At 63.2% G+C, this 23,046-nt stretch carries 18 protein-coding genes and 3 riboswitches; of the genes, 13 read left to right on the top strand and 5 right to left on the bottom strand.

Going from position 1 to position 23,046, the window contains the following annotated elements; translation table 11 throughout:
- Window positions 1-17: 17 nt before the first annotated feature.
- Window positions 18-111: riboswitch (TPP riboswitch) on the top strand.
- The 7 genes from thiM to ABTW64_RS04805 all read left to right on the top strand — a co-directional run bounded on the left by thiM (window position 103) and on the right by ABTW64_RS04805 (window position 8,475).
- Window positions 103-978, top strand: a complete 876-nt coding sequence (thiM, locus tag ABTW64_RS04835; RefSeq protein ID WP_350619783.1) for a hydroxyethylthiazole kinase — start codon at window positions 103-105, stop codon at window positions 976-978. (Overlaps the previous riboswitch by 9 nt.)
- The gene (gene thiE / locus ABTW64_RS04830) at window positions 975-1,643 is read left to right on the top strand and encodes a thiamine phosphate synthase (protein WP_350619781.1); all 669 of its coding nucleotides are present in this window, start codon (window positions 975-977) and stop codon (window positions 1,641-1,643) included. The genes thiM and thiE overlap by 4 nt, the downstream gene beginning before the upstream one ends.
- The gene (locus ABTW64_RS04825) at window positions 1,640-3,115 is read left to right on the top strand and encodes a bifunctional hydroxymethylpyrimidine kinase/phosphomethylpyrimidine kinase (protein ID WP_350619779.1); all 1,476 of its coding nucleotides are present in this window, start codon (window positions 1,640-1,642) and stop codon (window positions 3,113-3,115) included. Before thiE ends, ABTW64_RS04825 begins: the two co-directional genes overlap by 4 nt.
- 139 nt (window positions 3,116-3,254) lie before the next feature.
- Window positions 3,255-3,360: riboswitch (glycine riboswitch) on the top strand.
- A riboswitch (glycine riboswitch) is annotated at window positions 3,361-3,470 on the top strand.
- 55 nt (window positions 3,471-3,525) lie between these two features.
- Window positions 3,526-4,650: a glycine cleavage system aminomethyltransferase GcvT gene (gene gcvT / locus ABTW64_RS04820; protein ID WP_350619777.1), complete on the top strand. Its 1,125-nt coding sequence runs from the start codon at window positions 3,526-3,528 to the stop codon at window positions 4,648-4,650.
- Window positions 4,647-5,021: a glycine cleavage system protein GcvH gene (gene gcvH, locus ABTW64_RS04815; protein WP_350619774.1), complete on the top strand. Its 375-nt coding sequence runs from the start codon at window positions 4,647-4,649 to the stop codon at window positions 5,019-5,021. The genes gcvT and gcvH overlap by 4 nt, the downstream gene beginning before the upstream one ends.
- Entirely contained in the window at window positions 5,018-7,891 is a 2,874-nt protein-coding gene (gene gcvP / locus ABTW64_RS04810; protein ID WP_350619772.1) for an aminomethyl-transferring glycine dehydrogenase, read from the top strand. Before gcvH ends, gcvP begins: the two co-directional genes overlap by 4 nt.
- Complete coding sequence (locus tag ABTW64_RS04805) at window positions 7,888-8,475, top strand: GNAT family N-acetyltransferase (RefSeq protein WP_350619770.1); 588 nt, start codon at window positions 7,888-7,890, stop codon at window positions 8,473-8,475. The genes gcvP and ABTW64_RS04805 overlap by 4 nt, the downstream gene beginning before the upstream one ends.
- A gap of 28 nt (window positions 8,476-8,503) precedes the next feature.
- Here ABTW64_RS04805 and ABTW64_RS04800 read toward each other — a convergent pair whose 3' ends face one another.
- On the bottom strand, window positions 8,504-9,289 hold the full coding sequence (locus ABTW64_RS04800) for a CPBP family intramembrane glutamic endopeptidase (RefSeq protein ID WP_350619768.1): 786 nt from the start codon (window positions 9,287-9,289) through the stop codon (window positions 8,504-8,506).
- Between the two features lie 215 nt (window positions 9,290-9,504).
- Between ABTW64_RS04800 and ABTW64_RS04795 the strand changes: the two genes are divergently transcribed.
- The 6 genes from ABTW64_RS04795 (at window position 9,505) to ABTW64_RS04770 (ending at window position 17,062) form a co-directional block, all read left to right on the top strand.
- A complete protein-coding gene (locus ABTW64_RS04795) occupies window positions 9,505-11,136 on the top strand; it encodes a peptide ABC transporter substrate-binding protein (RefSeq protein ID WP_350619766.1) in 1,632 nt (543 codons plus the stop codon).
- Window positions 11,137-11,324: 188 nt separating this feature from the next.
- Window positions 11,325-12,254, top strand: coding sequence for an ABC transporter permease (locus ABTW64_RS04790; RefSeq protein ID WP_350619764.1), 930 nt, complete (start codon window positions 11,325-11,327; stop codon window positions 12,252-12,254).
- A gap of 70 nt (window positions 12,255-12,324) precedes the next feature.
- A complete protein-coding gene (locus ABTW64_RS04785; RefSeq protein WP_502892304.1) occupies window positions 12,325-13,230 on the top strand; it encodes an ABC transporter permease in 906 nt (301 codons plus the stop codon).
- Window positions 13,227-14,954: an ABC transporter ATP-binding protein gene (locus tag ABTW64_RS04780; RefSeq protein WP_350619760.1), complete on the top strand. Its 1,728-nt coding sequence runs from the start codon at window positions 13,227-13,229 to the stop codon at window positions 14,952-14,954. The genes ABTW64_RS04785 and ABTW64_RS04780 overlap by 4 nt, the downstream gene beginning before the upstream one ends.
- A 1-nt stretch (window position 14,955) precedes the next feature.
- Entirely contained in the window at window positions 14,956-15,519 is a 564-nt protein-coding gene (locus ABTW64_RS04775) for a hypothetical protein (RefSeq protein WP_350619758.1), read from the top strand.
- Between the two features lie 25 nt (window positions 15,520-15,544).
- Window positions 15,545-17,062 (top strand): UvrD-helicase domain-containing protein, encoded by a 1,518-nt coding sequence (locus ABTW64_RS04770; RefSeq protein WP_350619756.1) that lies wholly within the window; start codon window positions 15,545-15,547, stop codon window positions 17,060-17,062.
- Window positions 17,063-17,688: 626 nt separating this feature from the next.
- On the opposite strand, the gene ABTW64_RS04765 is transcribed toward ABTW64_RS04770, so the two are convergent.
- The 4 genes from ABTW64_RS04765 to ABTW64_RS04750 all read right to left on the bottom strand — a co-directional run.
- Entirely contained in the window at window positions 17,689-20,424 is a 2,736-nt protein-coding gene (locus ABTW64_RS04765; RefSeq protein WP_350619754.1) for a glycoside hydrolase family 20 protein, read from the bottom strand.
- Window positions 20,425-20,774: 350 nt separating this feature from the next.
- Window positions 20,775-21,449 carry an ABC transporter ATP-binding protein gene (locus tag ABTW64_RS04760; protein WP_350619752.1) on the bottom strand — a complete coding sequence of 225 codons (675 nt, stop codon included), beginning with the start codon at window positions 21,447-21,449 and terminating at the stop codon, window positions 20,775-20,777.
- Complete coding sequence (locus tag ABTW64_RS04755; protein WP_350619750.1) at window positions 21,446-22,573, bottom strand: ABC transporter permease; 1,128 nt, start codon at window positions 22,571-22,573, stop codon at window positions 21,446-21,448. Before ABTW64_RS04755 ends, ABTW64_RS04760 begins: the two co-directional genes overlap by 4 nt.
- A gap of 302 nt (window positions 22,574-22,875) precedes the next feature.
- On the bottom strand, window positions 22,876-23,046 hold a 171-nt coding region (locus tag ABTW64_RS04750; protein WP_350620495.1), incomplete at its 5' end, for an ATP-binding protein.

Raw genomic sequence — 23,046 nt, 5'->3', positions numbered from 1 at the left:
GGAGCGCTAGGCTCGGCGGCAGTGACACGGGGTGTCCCATCGGGACTGAGATCACACCCGTATTCACCTGATCTCGTTAGCACGAGCGGAGGGATGTCGCAGATGAGTGACGTGCGTTCACAGCAGGGGCGGGTTCGGAGGGGCCCGGCCGGGGTCGACGCCGGAGAGGCGCTCGCGCGGTTGCGCGAGACGGCGCCTCTGGTGCAGTGCATCACCAACGCGGTCGTGGTGAACTTCACGGCGAACGCGCTGCTCGCCGCGGGGGCCGCGCCGGTGATGGCGGATGTGCCGGGCGAGGCCGCCGAGTGCGCGCGATTCGCGTCGGCGCTGCTGGTCAATCTCGGAACGCCGGGCGCCGAGCAGCGCGCGGCGATGGTCGAGGCGGTGGCCGCGGCGGCCGAGGCCGGCACGCCCTGGGTGCTGGACCCGGTCGGCGTCGGGGCGCTGACGCTGCGCACCGGCTTCGCCCGCGAGCTGCTGGCCCACCGGCCGGCGGTGATCCGCGGCAACGCGTCGGAGGTGCTCGCCCTCGCCGGGGCCGGGCTCGGTGGCCGGGGGGTCGACTCGGCCGACGACGTCGAGCAGGCGCGTGCCGTCGCCGTCGCACTCGCCCGCGACACCGGCGCGGTGGTCGCCGTCTCGGGCGCCGTCGACCTCGTGACCGACGGTCGGCAGGTCGTGCGCGTGCCGGGCGGCAGCGCACTTCTGACCAGGGTCACGGGCGGCGGCTGCGCCCTCGGCGCCACCGTCGCGTCGTTCGTCGCGGCTTCCGCCGCCGACGCGACCCCGGCTCTCACGGGCGCCGTAGCCGCGCACGCGCTGCATGCGGCGGCGTCGGAGCGTGCCGAGGCGGCCGCGTCCGGTCCCGGTGGGTTCGCGGTCGCGTTCCTGGATGCGCTCGCCGCGGTCCAGCCGCAGGATCTCGCGGAGCGTGCCCTGCCCCTCGAAGCCGTGGCAGAGGCGGAGCCGGTCCGATGAGGCGGGCGCTCGACCTGTCGACGTATCTGGTCGCCGACGTGGCGAGCGTTCCCGCGGGTGCGGTCGCCGACATCGTCGATGCCGCCGTCACGGGTGGGGCGGGCGTCGTGCAGGTGAGGGGCAAGGAGCTGAGCGCGGCGGAGCTGCTGCGCCTCGTCGAGGCGTGCGCAGCGCGGATCGACGGACGGGCCGCGCTTCTCGTGAACGACCGCGTCGACGTCGCGCTCGCGGCACGGATCGCGGGGACTCCGGTGGACGGCGTGCACATCGGGCAGAGCGACCTGCCCGCCGACCGCACGCGGGCGCTGCTCGGGCCCGACGCGATCATCGGTCTCAGCGCCAGCCGCCCGGAGGAGCTCGAGCCCCTGCGCCGCATGCCGCCTGGCACGGTGGACTACCTGGGCGTGGGCGCCATCCGCGCCACGCCGACCAAGAAGGATCACCCCACCCCGCTCGGCTGGGAGGGCTTCCGCGGGTTCGCGGCGCTCGCCGCGGATCTTCCGTGCGTCGCGATCGGCGGTGTCGGATCGGGCGACGCGCCAGACGCGCGGCGCGCGGGTGCGGCCGGCCTTGCCGTCGTGCGCGCGATCTGCGCGGCGGACGCGCCCGCGCACGCCGCGGCGCAGCTGCGGCGCGAGTGGGCGCAAGCAGGGGTCGCCGCATGATGCGGGTGCCGAACATCCTGTCCATCGCCGGGTCCGATCCGTCGGGCGGAGCCGGCATCCAGGCCGACCTGAAGTCGATCACCGCGTGCGGCGGATACGGCATGGCGGCCGTCGCCGCGCTCACGGCACAGAGCACCCAGGGCGTCTCCGGCGTCCACGTCCCGCCCGCGTCGTTCCTGCGAGCCCAGCTCGACGCGCTGTCCGCGGACATCCGCATCGACGCCGTGAAGCTCGGGATGCTCCCCACGGCCGAGGTGATCGATGCCGTCGCGGAGTGGCTCGACGGTCTTCCCGCCCGCCCTCCGGTGGTGCTCGATCCCGTCATGGTGGCCACGAGCGGCGATCGCCTGATCGACGAGGCGGCCGAGGCCGCCCTCGGCCGCCTGATTGGACGGGCCGACGTCGTGACGCCGAACCTTCCGGAGCTGGCGGTGCTGCTGGGCGAGCCGACCGCGGCGAGCTGGGGGGACGCGCTCGATCAGGCCCGGCGGCTCGCCCGCGCCCACGGCTCCGAGGGGCGCCGGCTGCTCGTGCTGGCCAAGGGCGGTCACCTGGCCGGCGATGACACGCCTGATGCGCTCGTGGGCGCCGACGGCGTGGTCGACGAGTTCGCCGGCCGTCGCATCCGCACCCGCAGCACGCACGGCACGGGCTGCTCGCTCTCGTCGGCTCTCGCCACGCTGTACGCGCGCGAGGGGGACTGGACCGCTGCTGCACGGCTGGCCCGCGCGTGGCTGCGCGATGCGATCGAGGCGGCGACGGGGCTCGACGTGGGCGGCCCCGGCGGTCACGGTCCGCTGCATCATGCCCACGCCCTGTGGAGTGGGCGAGGCGTGCCCCGCCGAGCGGCCGAGCTCACCCACTGGTGGGAGGACATCGCCGAGCTGCGGGCGGCGATCGACGAGGTCTGGTTCGTGCGCGCTCTCGCGGACGGCACGCTGGAGCGGGCCGCTTTCGAGCACTATCTCGCGCAGGATGCGCTCTACCTGCACGACTACGCCGAGGTGCTCGCGCGCGCGGCGGAGCTGGCCCCGTCGGTTCACGAGCGGGCGTTCTGGTCCGAGTCGTCGCGCCGCTGCCGGGAGGTCGAGCTCGAGCTGCACCGTGCGCACACGCGGCGTGCCGTCGCAGCTTCGCCTGAGACGACCGCGTACCTGGACCACCTGCGCGCCGCCGCGGCGTCGGGGGATCACGCGGTGCTCGTCGCGGCCGTCCTGCCGTGCTTCTGGCTGTACGACGATCTCGGCGCGCGTCTGTCGGCCCTCGACCGCTCGGCCCACCCTTACGCCGACTGGCTCGCGACCTACGGCGACCCCGGGTTCGCCGACGCCACGCGTCGCGCGATCGCCTTCACGCAGGACGCCGCGCGAGCGGCGGACGACGAGCGCCTGCGCCGGATGCGCACGGCATTCGACGCGTCGTGCGGGCACGAGCTCGCCTTCTTCGCGCAGCGGGCGCCCGCGATCGCGTGAGACCCTCCTGCCTGCTCCGCGGTCGCCGCTCCCGTCGCGACGCGCCGCGGGCCGCGGCATGGTCTCCCCGGGCGCCGCGCGATATGCTGGCCGGAGCACCGCGCCCATCCCTGTGGGCGGCACAACCGAATACGGCCCCATGATCCGCCCGGGAGAGTCCGGTCGTCTCACGCGAGACGCCACCGCGACACCGAAGGAGCAAGCCTCCCCGCCAATCTCTCAGGTGCACGTACCGTGCGGATCGGGCCACTCTGAAAAGTGGAGCCCACGCTCCCGCCGACGGTGAAAGACCGGATGCCCCGCGCAGCGAGGCGCGTCCGGTCGAAGCTCTCAGGTCCATGACAGAGGGGGAGTTCTCCCGGTCTCATTCCGAGACCAGGGACTGGCGAGCAACCGCCGCAGGAGAACTCATGGATCAGCACCCTCCCGACGCCCCCGAGGGCGACGAGCCGCGCGACACCCCGCTGCGCGCCGAGCACGAAGCGCTCGGCGCCTCGTTCACGGATTTCGGCGGCTGGATGATGCCGGTGCGCTACACGTCCGATCTCGCCGAGCACCACGCGGTGCGGCAGACGGCCGGACTGTTCGACATCTCGCACATGGGCGAGATCCTCGTCGAAGGCGCCGGGGCGGGCCAGTTCCTCGACCACGCGCTCGCCGGGCGCCTCTCGGGGCTGCCGGTCGGCAGGGCGAAGTACACGATGATCCTCGCTCCCGACGGCGGCGTCCTGGACGACCTCATCGTGTATCGGCTGCAGGACGAGCAGTACCTCGTGGTCGCCAACGCGGGAAACCGCGAGACCGTCGCGCGCGAGCTGACCGACCGCGTCGCGGGGTTCGACGCCACGGTCGAGGACCAGAGCGACGACTACGCGCTCATCGCGCTGCAGGGCCCCGCGGCCGAGCGCATCCTGTCGGAGACCGCCGGTGTCCAGGAGATCTCGCCGCGGCTGGCCGACCTCCGCAGCTATGCGTGGGGCGCGGCGCTCTTCGAGGGGGAGCCGCTGCTGATCGCGCGCACGGGGTACACGGGTGAGGACGGCTTCGAGGTGATGGCGCCCGTGCCGCGGGCCGCCGCCCTGTGGCGCGCGCTGCTCGCGGCGGGCCGACCCCACGGCCTGGTGCCGGCCGGCCTGGCGGCGCGCGACACCCTGCGCCTCGAGGCTGGAATGCCGCTCTACGGCCACGAGCTCTCGCCTGACATCGTGCCCGCGCAGGCCGGCCTCGGCCGGGTAATCCCGGCCGACAAGACCGGTTTCATCGGCGCACACGACGCCCGTCCCGATGCCCGAGTGCTGGTCGGGCTGACGGCCGAGGGCCGACGGGCCGGCCGCGCCGGCTACGGCGTGTATCGCGGCGACGCGCCCGTGGGCGAGATCACCAGCGGAGCCCTGAGCCCGACGCTCGGCCACCCCATCGCCATGGCGTTCCTCGAGCCGTCTGCGGCCGACGCCACCGACCTGACCATCGACGTCCGCGGCACCCGGATCCCCGCGACCGTCACCGATCTGCCCTTCTACCGGAGGAACTCATGACCGATCTCACCGCCCTCAAGTACACCGCCGAGCACGAGTGGGTCGCCCTCGAGGGCGACGTCGCCACCGTCGGCGTGACCGACTTCGCCGCCGACCAGCTGGGCGACGTCGTCTACGTCGACCTGCCCGCGGTGGGCACGACGATCACGTCCGGTCAGGTCTTTGGCGAGATCGAGTCCACCAAGTCGGTGTCCGAGCTGTACGCCCCCGTCGACGGCGAGGTCGTCGAGGTCAACGGCGACGTGGACGCCGACCCGGCCCTCGTGAACGCAGACGCGTTCGGCGCGTGGCTCATCCGGGTGCGCGTCACGGGCGAGCCTGCGGGGCTGCTCGACCGCGACGCCTACGTCGCGCTGACGGGCCAGGCATGATCGGCGGGCCCGGGTCGTACGCCGCCCGCCACATCGGCACGTCGCCCGCCGACCAGGAGGCCATGGCCGAGCTGATCGGCACCGCGACCGACGGCAGGCGCGCGGCCGAACGGTTCATGGATGCCGCGGTGCCCGCCGTCATCCGCACGGGATCGCCGGCGGGGCAGGGCGCTCTGCCGCAGGAGGGCGTGTCCGAGGCGGAGGCCCTCGCCGAGCTGCGCGCGCTCGCGGGCAGGAATCGCGTGCTCACCCCCATGATCGGCCTCGGCTACAGCGACACGCTCACGCCGTCGGTCATCCAGCGCAACGTGCTCGAGAACCCGTCCTGGTACACGGCCTATACGCCCTACCAGCCCGAGATCTCGCAGGGCCGTCTCGAGGCGCTTCTCAACTTCCAGACCATGGTGGGCGATCTCGCCGGCCTCCCCGTCGCCAATGCGTCGATGCTGGACGAGGCCACGGCCGTCGTCGAGGGCATGCTCGTCGCGCGGCGCGCGGTGCGCGGCGGCGGCGACGTGTTCGTCGTCGACTCCGACGCCCTGCCGCAGACCAAGGCGGTGCTTTTGGTGCGGGCGGAGGCGCTCGGCATCGAGCTGGTCGAGCTCGACCTGGCCGGCGGCGCGCCGCTGCCCGACGGGGTCTTCGGTGCCATGGTGCAGTACCCCGGCGCATCCGGCCGTGTCTGGGATCCCTCGGGAGTGATCGATGCCGTCCACGTCGCCGGCGGCCAGGTCGTGGTCGCGGCGGACCTCATGGCCCTCACGCTGATCGCGTCGCCGGGCTCGCTCGGCGCGGACATCGTCGTGGGCTCGACGCAGCGCTTCGGCGTGCCGCTGGGCTTCGGGGGTCCGCACGCGGGCTACATGGCCGTGCGCCAGGGGCTCGAGCGCCAGCTGCCGGGACGCCTGGTGGGCGTGTCGGTCGACGCCGAGGGCAAGCCGGCGTACCGCCTCGCCCTGCAGACCCGTGAGCAGCACATCCGACGCGAGAAGGCGACCTCGAACATCTGCACGGCGCAGGTGCTGCTCGCCGTCATGGCGTCGATGTACGCCGTCTATCACGGCCCGGAGGGACTGCGCGCGATCGCCACCGAGATCTCGACCAAGACGGCGCTGCTGCGCGACGCGCTCGCGACCGCGGGCGCCGAGATCGTGAACGACGCGTTCTTCGACACGCTGACCGTGCGCGTGCCGGGCCGCGCCGACGAGGTGCTGGCAGCGGCGCACGAGCACGGCGTGCTGCTGCACCGCGTGGATGCCGACACCCTCGGCATCGCGGTCGGCGAGGGCACCACGACCGACGACCTCGCGCGGGTGATCGTGGCGTTCGGCGGCGCGGCCCCCGAGGAGTTCGATCCGGCGCTCGACCTGCGCGGCCTGCCTGCCGCGCTGTCCCGCGAGGACGACTTCCTCACCCACCCGGTGTTCCACGCGCACCGTAGCGAGACGGCCATGATGCGCTACCTGAAGTCGCTCGCCGACAAGGACTACGCGCTCGACCGCGGCATGATCCCGCTCGGCTCGTGCACCATGAAGCTCAACGCCGCCACGGCGATGGCCGCGATCACGTGGCCGGAGTTCGGCCGCGTCCATCCGTTCGCCCCCGTGCAGGATGTGCCGGGATACCTCGAGATGATCGACCAGCTGGAGCGATGGCTGGCCGACATCACGGGCTATGACACGGTGTCACTGCAGCCCAACGCCGGATCGCAGGGTGAGCTGGCGGGACTGCTCGCGATCCGCGGCTACCACCGTTCGCGCGGTGACGTGCGGCGCGACGTGTGCCTGATCCCGTCGTCGGCGCACGGCACGAACGCCGCGTCGGCCGTGCTGGCCGGCATGAAGGTCGTGGTCGTCGCGACGGCCGAGGGCGGAGACGTCGACCTGGCCGACCTGCGCGCGAAGATCTCGGAGAACGCCGACACGCTGGCGGCCCTCATGATCACCTACCCGTCCACGCACGGCGTCTACGAGCACGATGTGCGCGAGATCACCGCGGCCGTGCACGAGGCCGGCGGCCAGGTGTACATCGACGGCGCGAACCTCAACGCGCTGGTGGGCCACTCGCGCTTCGGCGACCTCGGCGGCGACGTCTCGCACCTCAACCTGCACAAGACGTTCGCGATCCCGCACGGCGGCGGCGGTCCCGGCGTGGGCCCGGTTGCGGCCAAGTCGCACCTCGCGCCGTTCCTGCCGTCGCATCCCTTCGCGCAGGGCGAGACCCACACCGCGGGCATCGGCCCGGTGTCGGCCGCACCCTACGGCTCGGCGGGCATCCTGCCCATCACGTGGGCGTACATCCGGATGATGGGTCGAGAGGGCCTGACCGAGGCGACCAGCGCCGCGGTGCTCGCCGCGAACTACGTCGCGGCGCGTCTGAAGGACCACTTCCCGGTGCTCTACACGGGCGAGGACGGCCTGGTCGCGCACGAGTGCATCCTCGACCTGCGCCCGCTCAAGGAGCGCACGGGCATCACGGTCGACGACGTCGCCAAGCGCCTGATCGACTACGGCTTCCACGCGCCCACCATGTCGTTCCCCGTCGCGGGCACGCTCATGGTCGAGCCGACGGAGTCGGAGGACCTGACCGAGCTCGACCGCTTCGCCGACGCGATGATGGCGATCCACGACGAGGCCGAGCGGGTCGCAGCGGGGGAGTGGCCCGCCGAGGACAACCCGCTCGTGAACGCCCCGCACACCGCCGCGGCCGCGGTCGCGAGCGAGTGGACGCACCCGTACCCGCGCGAGCTCGCCGTGTACCCGACCGGGTCGACGGCGGCGAAGTACTGGCCGCCGGTGCGCCGCATCGACCAGGCCTACGGCGACCGCAACCTGGTGTGCGCGTGCCCGCCGATCGAGGCGTTCGCGTGAGCTTCGCCGACACGCCGGTGCTCGACGGCCGGCTCGCGCGGCTCGAGCCGCTGTCCCCGGCGCACCGCGAGAATCTCGAGGCCGCCGTGGGGGATCTCTGGCGCACCTGGTACACGTCCGTGCCGGCTCCCGAGCGCATCGGCGACGAGATCGAGCGCCGCCTCGCGCGGCAGGCGGACGGCACGATGGCGCCATGGGCGGTCGTCGACCCGGCGACGGGGCGCGCGGTCGGCATGACATCGCTCGCCGATCCCGATGTCGCCAACCGCCGCGTGGAGATCGGCTACACGTGGATCGCGCGCTCGGCGCAGGGCACGGGCATCAACCCGTCGGCGAAGCTGCTGCTGCTCGAGCGTGCGTTCGAGCAGCTCGGATGCATCGCGGTGGAGCTGCGCACGCACTGGCACAATCACCAGTCCCGCGCGGCGATCGCGCGACTGGGTGCGAAGCAGGACGGCGTCCTGCGCAACCACCGCATCCTGCCGAACGGCACGGTGCGCGACACCGTGGTCTTCTCGATCCTCGACACCGAGTGGCCGGCCGTTCGCGCCGGCCTCGAGCACCGGATCGCCGCCCGCGCCTGATCGGTGCGGCGGCGGTCCGGCGCCCCGGTCAGAAGAGGTCGGGGAACGCGGACGCAGCCAGCGGATAGCCGACGAACGCGATCACGTCGATCAGCGTGTGCGCCACCACCAGCGGCATGAGACGGCCCCAGCGGCGGTAGCACCACCCGAAGACGAGACCCATCGCGACGTTGCCCGCGATCGCGCCGAACCCCTGGTAGGCGTGGTACGCGCCGCGAAGCAGGGCCGCGGCCACGATCACGCTCCAGGGGCGCCACCCCAGGCGGGAGAGGCGGTCGCCGAGGTATCCCACGACGATCACCTCCTCGATGAGCCCCGCGCGCAGGGCCGACAGCACGAGGAGAGGCACGGTCCACCAGTCGAGGGCGGCGGGGGAGGCTTCGACCGCGACCGTCACCCCCGCGAGGCGGCCTGCCACATACAGTGCGATGCCGGGGATGCCGATCAGGGCGACGAGCGCGATGCCGCGTGCCGCGTCGGCTCCGAACCGGTCGAATCCGAGCCCCAGTCGCCGCAGTGCATTGCGACCGGGCTCCCAGAGCAGATACAGCACCAGCGCCACGAGAGCCAGGTCGAACGCGACATCGAGGAGCCGATAGAGGACGTCCCAGGCGACCGCCGCGTCCAGCGGCGAGTTCAGCTGCGCCGACTGCTCGGCCAGCGGAAGGGGATCGAGCAGGCGTCGCACGAGCGCCAGCACCGCGTACAGCGCCGACTGGCCGACGGTGAGGGCGAGCACGATGCCGATCTCGACGCGCAGGCGGGGCCGGGCGGTCGGGGCGACGGCGGCGGGAAAGGGCTCGGTCGTGCTCACCGGGCCAGCCTGCCATAGGGCGGGATGGGCGTAACCCGGCGGAAACAGAGGCGAAACCGGCAGATTGCCCAGCGCGAATCCGGCGCGGTAAAGGCTATGTAACAGTTCTGCGCAAGATTTGGGTCACTCCGGCAAGCGGCTTAGAGTCGTCGCTATCGCTCGCGGCCCTTTGCTGCCGCGGGCATCACCCACCCCTTCCCCAGGAGGAACCTCTAGTGAAGCGCAACAAGATCGCCCTGGCGGGCGTCACGCTGCTCGGCGCGAGCAGCATCGTGCTCGCCGGCTGCGCGAGCGGCGGCAGCGGCGACAACGCCAGCGAGTCGCCGGCCGAGGGCTCGTCGACCGCCGTCATCACGACGAACGGCTCGGAGCCGCAGTACGGCCTCATCGGCTCCATGACCGGTGAGACCGGTGGTGGCAAGATCGTCACCTCCATCTACGCCGGACTCGTCTCGTACGAGGCGGACGGCTCGGTCGTCAACGACGTCGCCGAGGAGATCACGACCGACTCGCCCACGCAGCTCACCGTGAAGCTGCGCGAGGGCCTGAAGTTCTCGAACGGCGAAGAGGTCACCGCCGACAACTTCACCAAGGCGTGGAACGAGGGCGCCAAGCTCTCGAACGGCCACTACGGCGCGTACTTCTTCGAGGACATCGAGGGCTACAGCGCCGAGGAGGACTCGGAGCTGACGGGTCTGAAGGTCGTCGACGACTACACGTTCACGATCACGCTGAACAAGCCGGCTTCGGACTTCGCCCAGCGTCTCGGCTACTCGGCGTACTACCCGCTGCCCGACGTCGCGTTCGAGGACCTCGAGGCCTTCGCCCAGAACCCGATCGGCAACGGCCCGTACATGCTCGACGGCGAGGGCGCCTGGCAGCACGACGTGCGCATCGACCTCGTGAAGAACCCCGACTACGACGGTCCCCGCGAGGCTCAGAACGGCGGCCTGGACATCGTCTTCTACGCGACCCAGGAGGCGGCGTACGCCGACCTGCAGGGTGGCGTGCTCGACGTGCTCGACGCCGTGCCCGACTCGGCGCTCGAGACCTACGAGACCGACCTGGACGGCCGCACGGTCAACCAGCCGGCCGCGATCTTCCAGTCGCTGACCATCCCCGAGTGGTTCGAGCACTTCTCGACCGACGAGGAGGGCAAGCTGCGCAAGGCTGCGATCTCGCACGCGATCAACCGCGAGCAGATCACGGACGTCGTGTTCCACGGCAGCCGCACGCCGGCCAGCGACTTCACGTCGCCCGTCATCGACGGCTGGAGCGACGAGGTTCCCGGCAGCGAGGTGCTCGAGTACGACCCCGAGCTCGCCAAGGAGCTGTGGGCGCAGGCCGACGAGATCCGTCCGTTCGACGGCGAGTTCACCATCGCCTACAACGCCGACGGCGGACACCAGGCCTGGGTCGACGCCACCGCGAACTCGATCTCGAACGCGCTGGGCATCACCGCCAAGGGCGACCCGTACCCCGACTTCGCCACGCTGCTCGACGCGCGTGACGCGGCGTCGGTCGGTCCGTACCGCGCCGGCTGGCAGGCCGACTACCCGGGTCTGTACAACTTCCTGGCCCCGCTCTACGCGTCGACCGCGGGCGGCAACGACGGCAAGTACAACAACCCCGAGTTCGACGCGCTGCTCGCCGAGGGCATCAGCGCGACCGACCCGGCCGAGGCGAACGCCAAGTTCCAGGAGGCGCAGACCATCCTGTTCGAGGACCTTCCGGCGATCCCGCTGTGGTACTCGAACGTGACGGGCGGCTGGGCTGAGGGCGTCGACAACGTCGAGTTCGGCTGGGACTCGGTGCCGATCTACACCGAGATCACCAAGGCCGAGTGATCGGTCGGGAGCGCAGCTTCCACTAAGCGAGGCGGTGGCATTCGTGCCACCGCCTCGCCCATGTCCTGGGCCGTCGTCACACCGTTTTCCCAGGGAGACGGGGTGAGGATGCACTCTTGGGCACCGCCGTGCGGGGCCCATTTCCGTGTGCCCGCACGGCAGAGCAAACCCCCGAAGGGAGGGTGAGGGTGCTCGCATACATCCTCAGACGTCTGCTGCAGGTGATTCCCGTGTTCCTGGGAGCCACACTGCTCATCTTCTTCATGGTCTTCGCGATGCCGGGAGACCCCATCGCGGCGATGTTCGGCGACAAGCAGCCGCCGCAGGCGGTGATCGACGCGATCCGCCAGCGGTACATGCTGGACCAGCCGTTCGTGGTGCAGTACTTCAACTACCTCGGCGGCATCCTGACCGGCGACTTCGGCACGACCTTCACGGGTCAGAGCGTCGGCGAGGTGCTCGGACGCACGTTCCCCGTCACGCTCCGTCTCGCCGTGCTGTCGATCCTCATCGCGTTCGTGCTGTCGATCGTGATCGGTGCGAGCTCGGCGATGCTCAAGGGCACCTGGTACGACCACTTCCAGCTGGTGCTCGCGCTGATCTTCATCGCGGTGCCGATCTTCGTGCTGGCGTTCGTCGCGCAGTTCTTCCTGGGTGTGCAGCTCGGCTGGTTCAAGCCCACGGTCGGCGGCGATAACGGCTGGGGCGACCTCTGGCTGCCCGCGCTCGTGCTGGGCTTCAGCGTGTACGCCGCCAGCATGCGGCTCACGCGTTCCTCGATGATCGAGTCGCTCGGGCAGGACTGGGTGCGCACGGCGTACTCGAAGGGCCTGTCGCGCAAGCGCGTCGTGCCCGTGCACGTGCTGCGCAACTCGCTCATCCCGATGGTCACCGACACGGCGACCAACTTCGGCATCCTGATGGTCGGCGCGACCGTCACGGAGGGCATCTTCAACGTGCCCGGCGTCGGCAACACGCTGTACCAGGCGATCATCCGGCACGAGACGCCCACGGTCGTGTCGTTCGTCACGGTGTTCGTGGTGGTCTACGTGATCGTCAACCTGTTCGTCGACCTGCTCTACGGTCTGCTCGACCCGAGGATCCGCTATGTCAAGTAACGCCTCCCACGTCAGCTCCGCTGACAACGGACACGTCAGCTCGGCTGACAATGGACACTTCGTCGCTCCGGTGAGGTCGGAGCAGGTCGTCGTCGACGCCGTTCGGCTCGGCGACAAGAAGAGCAACCTCTGGCTCGACGCGTGGCGCGACCTGCGCAAGCGTCCGCTCTTCTGGCTGTCGGTGCTGATGTGCCTGGCGATCGTCATCACGTCTCTGTGGCCCAGCCTGTTCACCTCGGTTCCGCCGGCAGGGCCCGGGGCGTGCGACCTGGCGAACAGCAACGGCGGTCCCGCGAGCGGCCACCCGCTCGGCTACACGTTCCAGGGCTGCGACGTCTGGTCGCGGCTCGTCTACGGCACGCGCGTGTCGCTCGCGGTCGGCCTCATGGCGACGATCATCGGCACCGTCATCGGTGTGATCATGGGTGCGCTGGCCGCGTTCTACGGCGGCTGGCTCGACTCGCTGCTCTCGCGCGTGGGCGACGTCTTCTTCACGATCCCCTACATCGTCGCGGCCATCGTCGTGATGACGGTGCTGAAGGACTACCGCAACGAGTTCGTGCTGGCCCTCGCGATCGGCGGCTTCGCATGGTCGTCGACCGCGCGCATCGTGCGCGCGGAGGTGCTGCGCGTGAAGCAGGCGGACTTCGTCATGGCATCGATCGCCCTCGGCGTCTCGCGCTTCAAGACGCTGGTCGTGCACGTGCTCCCCAATGCTCTCGCTCCCGTCATCGTCGTCGCGACGATCGGACTGGGGCAGGCGATCGTGGCGGAGGCCACGCTGTCGTTCCTGGGCGTCGGTCTGGGCGGCGTCTCGTGGGGCGCCGACATCAGCCAGGCGCAGACGTCGATCCGCACCTCGCCGATGGCGCTGTTCTGGCCGTCGCTGGCGCTGACGCTCACCGTGCTGGCGTTCGTGACGCTCGGCGAGCTGCTGCGCGACGCGCTCGACCCGAAGTCGAGGGCCCAGCGATGAGCGAGCAGAACATCAACGAGGCCCCATTGACGCGCGCCGAGGTGCGCGCGGCCAAGAAGGAGAACCCTGTGTCCGAGCCGCTTCTCAAGATCCGGGGCCTGAAGGTCTCGTTCGGCACCGGCAAGAAGGTGCGCGAGGTCGTGCACGGCGTCGACCTCGACGTCTTCCCCGGCGAGACCGTCGCGATCGTGGGCGAGTCGGGCTCGGGCAAGTCGACCACCGCGACCGCGGTGATCGACCTGCTGCCCGGCACGGGCCAGGTGACCGGCGGCACGATCACGCTCGACGGCGTCGACCTCACGAAGGCGAGCCGTCACGAGATGGAGTCGATCCGCGGTCGCGAGATCGGCTACGTGCCGCAGGATCCGATGTCGAACCTCAACCCCGTGTGGTCGATCGGCTTCCAGGTCAAGGAGGCCGTGAAGGCCAACGGCCTGGCTACCGGCCGCAAGGAGGTCGAGGCGCGCGCGATCGAGGTGCTGAAGCAGGCGGGCCTGGCCGATGCCGAGCGCCGGCTGCACCAGTTCCCGCACCAGTTCTCGGGCGGCATGCGCCAGCGCGCGCTGATCGGCATCGGCCTCGCGGCCGACCCCAAGCTGCTGATCGCGGACGAGCCGACCAGCGCGCTCGACGTGACCGTGCAGCGGGTCATCCTCGATCACCTCGCGTCGCTGACGCGTGAGAAGGGCACGTCCGTGCTCTTCATCACACACGACCTGGGCCTGGCCGCGGACCGCGCCGACCGCATCGTGGTGATGAACCAGGGCGAGATCGTGGAGGCCGGCCCGAGCCGCGTGATCCTCGAGAGCCCGCAGCACCCGTACACGCAGCGCCTGGTCGCCGCTGCGCCGAGCCTGGCGTCGCAGCGCATCCAGGCCGTGGTGGAGGAGCAGGGGGTGGAGACGCTCGAGGAGGTCGCCACGACTGCGCCCGTGGTCGAGGTGCGCGACCTCGTGAAGGACTACCGCATCCGCAAGGGCGGCTTCCGCAGCGAGCCCTTCCGTGCCGTGGACAACGTCTCGTTCCAGATCCCGCGCGGCAAGACGCTCGCCCTCGTGGGGGAGTCGGGCTCGGGCAAGTCGACTGTGGCGAAGATGGTGCTGCAGCTGGAGAGCGTCACGAGCGGGCAGATCCTGATCGACGGCACCGACACCCAGGCGATGAGCCGCAAGGACGTCTTCGACCTGCGCAGCCGCATGCAGCCGGTGTTCCAGGACCCGTACGGATCGCTCGACCCGCTGCGCAGCATCGGCCACCTGATCGCCGAGCCCCTGAAGGTGCACGGCGTGGGCGACGAGAAGTCGCGCCAGGCGCGCGTGTTCGAGCTGCTCGACCAGGTGTCGCTGCCGCGCGAGCTCGCCTCGCGCTACCCGAACGAGCTGTCGGGCGGACAGCGTCAGCGCATCGCGATCGCGCGTGCGCTCGCGCTCAAGCCGTCGATCGTCGTGCTCGATGAGGCCGTGTCCGCCCTCGACGTGCTGGTGCAGGATCAGGTGCTGAAGCTCCTCGCCGAGCTGCAGGCCGAGCTGGGGCTGACCTACCTCTTCATCACGCATGACCTCGCGGTCGTGCGTGTGGCCGCCGACCTGGTCGCGGTCATGGAGAAGGGCCGCATCGTCGAGCAGGGCACGGTCGACGAGATCTTCGCGAACCCGCAGGAGGCGTACACGCAGCGCCTGCTCGACGCGATCCCCGGCGCCTCGGTGCAGCTGGCCGGTCACTGACGTGACCGAGCGTCCGCGCATCCTCCGCGCGCCCACGGGCCTGTTCTGGCTCGTGGGCGTCGCGGCGGTCGCGGTCCTCCTGCTCGGCGACGTCGTGGTGCGCGGCGGCGGGGAGCAGGCGCTGCTGATCGCGCCGTGGCTTCTCGTCCCGGTGTGGTTCGTGTACGTCTTCTTCTACGCACCGCACGTCGCCGTGGACGCGCGGCGGGTGCGGGTGCACAACGTCCTGCGCGCCGTCGAGCTGCCCTGGGCGGCCGTCGACGACATCGTGATGCGCTGGCAGCTGGAGTTCCATCTCACGGAGGCGGCACGCGCCGCGAACCCCGCTGCGGGCGGCCGCAAGGGCGTGGTGCTCGCGTGGTCGTTCACGCGTCGCGGTCGCGGACGTGCGGCCGCACGGGTCGCCGAGGAGACCGACGACACGCTCGACGTGCTGCGCGGCCTGCGGGCCTCGGCGGAGCCGCAGCCGGATGCCCGCCCGACCGTCTCGTGGGATATCCCCGCGATCGTCACGGGCGTCGTCATCGCCGCGTGGTGCGTGGTGGCGCTCGTCGTCACGCGCTGACGCGCGTCGGACCGCCAAACCTGCGATGGTCGATGCGCGCGCCACGCGGCTGCTGATCGCGCTGCTGGCCGGCTGGGAGTCGTGGGAGACCACGCGCGAGACCACCTATGCGCGGGTGCTGGCCGGCATCCTGTCGGGGCGGCGCGTCGGCCGCAACCGCACCGAGGCCGAGAGGCTCGGCATCGTCCGCGCCGCCCTCGGAGACGAATGGCGGAAGCTGCCGGAGCTTCTCGACGACGCCTACGCGCAGCATCGCGACGACATCGCGAGGCTGCGCGGTGACGCCGAGGCCATCGCCGCCGTGTTCGACACCCCGCTGACCCGCGCGCCCTCCTCGACGCCCACCGCCGCGTCGGGCGCTCCCGCGCTCGACCCGGCCGAGGCCGCGCGCGTCCGCGAGGTGCAGGACTGGTGCGCCGCGAACCTGCCCTTGGACGACGGCCGCATGTTCCGCCCCGACGAGGCGCAGGCCCGCGTCATCCTCGCGGGCGAGCGCCACACGCTCGTCACGGCACGGGCGGGCAGCGGCAAGACCGCCACGATGGTCGCCCGCGTGGCGCATCTGGTGCGCGTCCGGGGCGCCGATCCCGGGGCGATCCTGATGCTGGCCTTCAACGCCTCGGCGGCGCAGCAGCTGCGTGAGCGGGTGGCGCGCTGGGTGCCCGGCAGCCGGCAGCCGCACGTGCGCACGTTCGACGCATTCGCCCGCGCGATTCTGCCGGATGGCGGTGCGATGCGGCTGCTGGCCGAGGGCGAGGCCGCGCGCGAGGTGGCCGATGTCGTGGCTCGCTTCCTCGCCGACCCGCGGCAGGCGGGGCGCGTGCGGACGGCACTGGGGCTGCATGCCGCCGCGGTGGGCGGTGCCGACGGCGTCGCCCACACGCTGCGCGGCGAGCGGGTCGCGTCGGCTTCCGAGCGCGTGCTGGCGGACACGCTGCTGCGCCTGGGCCTCGTGGGAGGGGAGTGGAGTCGGCTCGACTACCGCGTGCGGTACGGCATGACGCTCGACGGGACGTGGATGCGGCCGAGTGCCGCGCTGGTCGACGCGTCGGGTGCGGCCCGCCTCGCGATCGACCTCGGCGCTGCGCCCGGCGCAGGGTCGCCGAAGGACTCCGGTTCGCCGAACGTGCTGCGCCTGCGTGCGTCCGACACCACGCAGCCCGACTTCATCGACCGGCTGGCGCGGCGCCTCGAGCGCGCGGGCGTCCCGACGCGGCGGCTCGATCGCGATGACATCTGGCGTGTGCTCGAGCGGCGCGTCACCGACAGCTTTCGGGCCGCGGCGGAGCAGGTGCTCTCCCGCGCCCGCCAGCTGCGCTGGAGCGGTGCCGATCTGCGGGCGGCGTGGGCCCGCCACGATGGCGAGCCGCGTCGTGAGCCGCTGATCACGCTGTGCGCGGATGTGCTCGACGCGTACGCCGCGCGCCTGGATGAGCGCGGGGCCGAGGACTTCGCCGGACGCACGTGGCGCGCGGTCGACGCGCTGGTCTCGGATGCGCCGGTCTCCGGCATCGATGTGGGTGTAAAGAAGAGTTTCATTTAAAAAAAGACTTGTCTTCATTAATGAATCAAATCCAAGAGGAGATTGATATCATTAACCATATATACGCACATATGCGTATGATCCAACGTCTACATGGTGAGCCGAGTGTACAGTCATTTTTAACACAAGTTCAGTCCTTAGACACTTCCTCACAAGATATTGTTGTGGACTACCATATGCAATGTATCCTTCAGGAACTTCATCTGTTAGGGATCACATTGCCTGAACTTCAGCAGACTAGTTTACCTTAAACCTATTTAATTAACTCATTTATTTTTTTATCTTAACAGTTACTTAATTTTGTCCAAAATTGCTTTGAAAAAATTGACACTAAAATTTCATATACATATAATTTAACTATTCTGGAAACTTTATTTTCTTTCAAACAGAAAGGTGGATATTATGGGGAATCAACTACCGTTTACTAGAATAGGTTATCACAGCGGCATGGTCGCAATGGGACCCTGTAGATGAAATAAAAGATTCTTTTCTGTAATTGAAATTAGTCTAAAGCATTTAAACTACAAAACGCCACTAAACATTTTTACTGTTTAGTGGCGTTTTTGAGCTTTACCCTATTTTTCTTTTTGCAACTCTAAGTCATCTAAGGCTGCACTACCCTCACATTATTGCCCAAACACCTGCAAGCTACGTAATGAAATAGTCTGCTCATCATGGCTGACTGCCCGTACATAACGAGCATTCAAGCTTAGATTATTAATATCATTAATGCTACGATCATTATCAATTGCATTATAGATTGTGGTCCAGTTTGTTCCATCATTCGAAATTTGAAGCTGATATGCTGTAGGGGCAAGTTTTCCCCAATCTAACACAATTCTATTTAAATTAGTTTCTGCTTCTAAATCAACCTGCAACCATTTTGTATCCTCCGCAGAGCTTGTCCATAATGTAGATGCATTGCCATCTGTCGCAAAGCTTGCCTTTGTGCTTGCATTTTGGTTGGAAGAAGCCGTCGTTGCTTTACCTTTAGCTAAATCCGTGCCAAATACTTGCAAATTAAATAAGGAATAACCCCATTTTGCATTTACACGCTTCGTAGTATTCATACGCACATAACGTCCAGTGCCTGACGCCTTAATTTGCTCCACGCCACCTTTACCCGCGCTTGTACTGTAGATGTTCTTCCATGTTTTCGCATCATCGGAAACTTGAATTTGATACGCTTTTGCATACGCATTTTGCCAATTCAACTGTAACCCTTCGATACGATAAGTTTGCCCTAAATCTACTTGTACCCACTGTGTATCGCCTTTTTCACTACTCCAACGGGTATTAGCACGTCCATCTGTCACCAATTCCCCAGAGAAGCTTGTCTTCTTCTCAATTGAGGATGCTTTTGCCGCTTTCCCTAAAGCAAGGTCAGGCGAGCTACCATAAGCCTGCATCTCATAAATAGAATAACCTAACTTAGAATTAGCAGACACCAAGCCTGTTAATCTTATATAACGTCCCTTTGAAGCTAAGCCTTGAATTCTCTCCACACCACCTGTACCTGATGTAGTGCTATAAACGTTGCTCCATGTCTTTCCATCCATTGAAGTCTGAACACGGTAAGACTGAGCGTATGCTTCTTCATGCCAACGAATTGCCAACTCATTGATGTCGTAAACTCCACCTAAATCAGCCTGAAGCCATGCTGTTTTTATTGGACCACTACTCCAACGCGTATTGTATCCTTCCCCATCCATCGCTTTCTCTGCGGTAAGTAACTTGCTTTCATTTTTGGATGAAGTCGCTTTTTTATTTAATACAAGATTATTGTTGGAAACAAAGCCGTTATCCCCAGTATAGCCAGGTGCATTACCTACAGCACCAATCAATGGCATAAATGCAGTATATGTTGGGGTTAACAACGGTGATCCCCAGTTTTTTTGAGCAATAACACGCATGGTTGATTCTGTACCTAATACAACCTGCTCTGGAGTTTCAGCATCAGGGGAATCAGCCCACACCTGCAAGCTTGCGCCAAGAAATTGAGGGTGACGCTCTTTTAATTTCGTTTCATCTCTAAACGTTGTTGCCGTAAAATCTTCATATACTGCTTTGTTATCTGGTCTAGAATGCAGCAAGCCCATTACATAATAGGTTGCTTTTGAATTGGCATTAATTAAAGTATAGCCACGTTCAATAAGCTCTATTGGAGACAAATATTTAGTTGTCCAATGCTGAACTTGGATTTGTGTGTTTACTGGTGTGATTTTGCTATCCTGCAAGCCATCATTCCATATTCTTGTCGTTTTTCCTGCCTTTTGAATAATATCATCTGCCCAATTAATAAATCCAAGAAACGTATCTCTTGGTTCCGCATTTGAACCATAATGCTTAATGGCATAGTCATGCATCTGCGGGTATTGAACATATTTATCATCACGCAAATACTCATCTGCGCCAATATGAAAATAAGGGCCAGGGAATAAAGCTAAATACTCTTCTAAAATCTCTTGCAGCAATGTATAAGATTCATCTAACGAAAGATCAATATAATCACTTTTCTTTACGCCATTCATATCAGTTAACTGTAAATCAGGATATTGGGACAAAATTTGCCCCATATGACCAGGCATATCGATTTCTGGAATAATCGTGATGTTGTACTGAGCTGCGAATTCAATTAATTCCTTAACTTGTTCCTTCGTTAAAAATCCATCTTTGGATACAATTTCAGGATGGCGATCCGATTCGATTCTAAAGCCTTCATTATCGGAAAAATGCATATGGAAATAATTGTATTTTAAATATGAAATTTCTCTTATCGTATTTTTTAAAAAGTCCATTGAATAAAATTTACGTCCATTATCTAACATAAAGGTACGTTCTGGATAAACTGCCCAATCCTTAGCAGTTCCATGTGGGATTACCCAGCTTTGTTTTAATAGTTGTAACAAAGTACGAGTGCCATAAAAAACACCAGAGGAGGTTTGTCCATTAATTTCAACGGTATCGGATACCACCATGTTATAACCATCATGAACAAATTGGGCTTCGTCTGCTCCCATTGTCAAAATAATATCACCTTTTTGTCCTTTACTTCCCTTAATGACCGGAATTTCAAGTCCAGTTAATGCACGTAAGTCTTGTGTAAGTGTTGTGGCAATTGGGGATAACTGATCAGCGTAACGTTCCTGCACAACAATTCTCACATTAGAATCAAATTCATAATGACCTGCTACACTACTCCAGCTCTGAATAGCTGGGATCGTATTAAGTGTCGTATTTGTCGTCGCATTACTTAAATTTTCGACTTTACTGTCAGCACTTGCTGACAAAGGCACGCCCCAAATCAATAACGTAAAAGCTAACAAAATTTTAAAACAATGTTGTGTCTTCAAAAACCTCATAAATTATACCTCTCCAATTCGTAAGTCTTTTTGCTTAAAAGTAGCGTACTACAGCTTAAAATCCTTAATCTTCCTTACCTTGTATTGTTTCATACAACACAATCTTCGACAACCCCTTTGAGCAAACTAAAGGAAAAAACACAGTATGCCAGTGATATTTTTCATACGCATTTTTTTGTCTAAAGTTGCGTTTCATCACGAATTTATAAACTTCAAAACAACAAGGGCATCCTAACGCAACTCGTTGCTGACGTTAAGATACCCTTATATTAAGTGGCTCACTACACTAGGCATGAAACAAACTTTACTTCGCTAACAACCAACTAGTTTACTAACTTATTAACTTAATGTTACTCTTCTAACTTACCGTCCTTCAAATATAGCACACGGTGACACCATTCCAGCATTCGCTCATCATGCGTCACCATCACTGCTGCTTTACCTTCTAACTGAACCTCATCAGCAATCATTTTCACAACTTCTCTTCCCCTCGTATAATCCAAGCTCGCAGTAGGCTCATCCGCTAACAATATTGCTGGGTTATTCATCCATGCTCTTGCAATCGCAACCCTTTGCTTTTCGCCTCCAGATAACTTCTCAGGATAATAATGACGACGTTCCCACATCCCTAAGCGTGTCAGTAGCGCCTGTGCCCGTTGCTTCGCGATAGCTTGTTCTGTTCCTGCAAGCTTTGACACAAAGAGAAGTTGCTCCTCTACTTTTAAATAAGGAATGAGATGTGCGCTTTGAAACATAAATCCAATTTTATGAAGTCGTAGGTCAGATAACTGTTGCTTCGTTTTTAAACCTATTGCTTCGCCATCAATTTTAATTTCTCCACTCGTTGGTGTCACCAATGCACCCGCAGTTGATAAAAAGGTGCTTTTTCCTGAACCAGAAGGACCTAATACGGCGACAAACTCACCTTCCCGCACCTCAAGCTCTAAGCCAGCTAATACGGATAATGTACTGTCACCATCACCATAGCTTTTAGTCACACCACTCATTTTCAGTTTTATACTCATCCTTGTCCGCCTCCAATCGCAACCAATGCATCAATTTTTGCTACTCTAAATACCGACACTACTGCACCTAACAAGGACATCACTAATAGCAATACACAGCTCGTCCCTACTGCATTTGCATCTAAATTAAATGGCATGGTGGATGGCAAAATGAGGGTGATTCCCCAAATGAGCAATAAGCTCACCATTAAGCTAAGTAACGATAATATAAACACTTGCCCGATCACACTTCGTGCTAAGTAGGAGGTTTTGGTTCCCATCGCTTTTAAAATCCCGAATTGGCTAGTTTTTTGCATCGTAATGACATAAAAGAAAACTGCTAAAACTAACGCTCCAATGACGTATAAGAAAGCAATCATCATCGTTAACGACTTTTGCTCACCTGCATAACCAGGAATATTTGCAATCGCTTGTTTTTGTGTAATGATTTCCTGCCCTTTAAGCTCTGTTTTAAGTTGCTCTGCTTGCCCCTTATCAATGTCCAAAGCAAATACGTTATATAAAGGAGGTTCTGCTATCGATATTTGTCCGTTTGATCCCTTCATCAGCTTCCAATCCGCAAAGGAAACAAAGACGACAGGCATGTGACTATACGATTGATTTTTCGTGTACCCCACAATGGTAAAGGTTCGACCTGACATTTGATCTGTAATTTGGCTTCCAAGTGTTAAGCCTTCCTTAGCTAGCTTGCTATCCACAATTACTTCTCCGTTTGTTCCCTCTCCATCTCCATCACTAGGAATGCGTCCTTCTGTTACTTTAGGTGCCAAGACCCCTGCCATATCGATTGCAAAAAAGGTAACATCCTGCTTACGATTTAAATGTTCGACTGTTACGGTGCTGGTTTGAACCCCAAGCGGGGATACCTTATCTTTTCCAATCAACGCTTGTATTTGCTGTAAATCCTCTTCACCTAATTGTGATCTTCTAAAAGTTTGATCAGCATCATCTTGAATGGAATAGTAGTGTGTAGGAAATTGCTCTAACGCAGACGTATTCGCATAAGACAAGCCCTTAGCTAGACCTGTCACAAATAACACTAAAAAGGATACTAGAAACATAATCGTAAAAATAAATACATACTTCATTTTTGAATGCCTTATTTCTCGCCAGGCAAGAAACATAAAAATCCCCTCCTTCTGTATAATCACAGTGTAAGAGGGGTTCGTGAACGGAATATGAATAATCAATTACAAATGTGTCTCTATTTATAAATCAGTCGTTGCTAACTTCCGAGGAAAGCAGCTACGGTGCAGAGGGTGGCTTCGACCCCTGTTACAGCCTGATTTTCTTGAATTAGATATTTATCGGTTGAAAAACAGTCTGTAAAGGCGGACGTGTTCACTTCTCCACCATCCCTCTACCCCTTCGCTATTTTTGCTTCCTGTCAACCACTAATTTCAAGATTGAGTAATACATGTGTTAACTATAATTGAGTTAACAAAGTGGTTGGTAAGGTAACAACGAACGTAGTCCCTTTCCCTTCCTTACTCCATACCTCCACTGTTCCTTGATGAAGATGGACAATTTTTTGGACAATGGCAAGTCCTAACCCTGTACTATTATCCTCATTACCTTCACGAGAGCGAACCTGATC

The organism is Microbacterium sp. NPDC096154 (assembly GCF_040302945.1).
Lineage (GTDB): Bacteria > Actinomycetota > Actinomycetes > Actinomycetales > Microbacteriaceae > Microbacterium.
Note: the sequence above shows the minus strand (reverse complement) of the source record. Positions and strands in the feature narration are given on the sequence as shown.

Coding starts and splice junctions, on each gene's coding strand:
- thiM (WP_350619783.1), top strand. CDS start 103: ATGAGTGACGTGCGTTCACAGCAGGGGCGGGTTCGGAGGGGCCCGGCC.
- thiE (WP_350619781.1), top strand. CDS start 975: ATGAGGCGGGCGCTCGACCTGTCGACGTATCTGGTCGCCGACGTGGCG.
- ABTW64_RS04825 (WP_350619779.1), top strand. CDS start 1,640: ATGATGCGGGTGCCGAACATCCTGTCCATCGCCGGGTCCGATCCGTCG.
- gcvT (WP_350619777.1), top strand. CDS start 3,526: ATGGATCAGCACCCTCCCGACGCCCCCGAGGGCGACGAGCCGCGCGAC.
- gcvH (WP_350619774.1), top strand. CDS start 4,647: ATGACCGATCTCACCGCCCTCAAGTACACCGCCGAGCACGAGTGGGTC.
- gcvP (WP_350619772.1), top strand. CDS start 5,018: ATGATCGGCGGGCCCGGGTCGTACGCCGCCCGCCACATCGGCACGTCG.
- ABTW64_RS04780 (WP_350619760.1), top strand. CDS start 13,227: ATGAGCGAGCAGAACATCAACGAGGCCCCATTGACGCGCGCCGAGGTG.
- ABTW64_RS04770 (WP_350619756.1), top strand. CDS start 15,545: ATGGTCGATGCGCGCGCCACGCGGCTGCTGATCGCGCTGCTGGCCGGC.
- ABTW64_RS04765 (WP_350619754.1), bottom strand. CDS start 20,424: ATGAGGTTTTTGAAGACACAACATTGTTTTAAAATTTTGTTAGCTTTT.
- ABTW64_RS04760 (WP_350619752.1), bottom strand. CDS start 21,449: ATGAGTATAAAACTGAAAATGAGTGGTGTGACTAAAAGCTATGGTGAT.
- ABTW64_RS04755 (WP_350619750.1), bottom strand. CDS start 22,573: ATGTTTCTTGCCTGGCGAGAAATAAGGCATTCAAAAATGAAGTATGTA.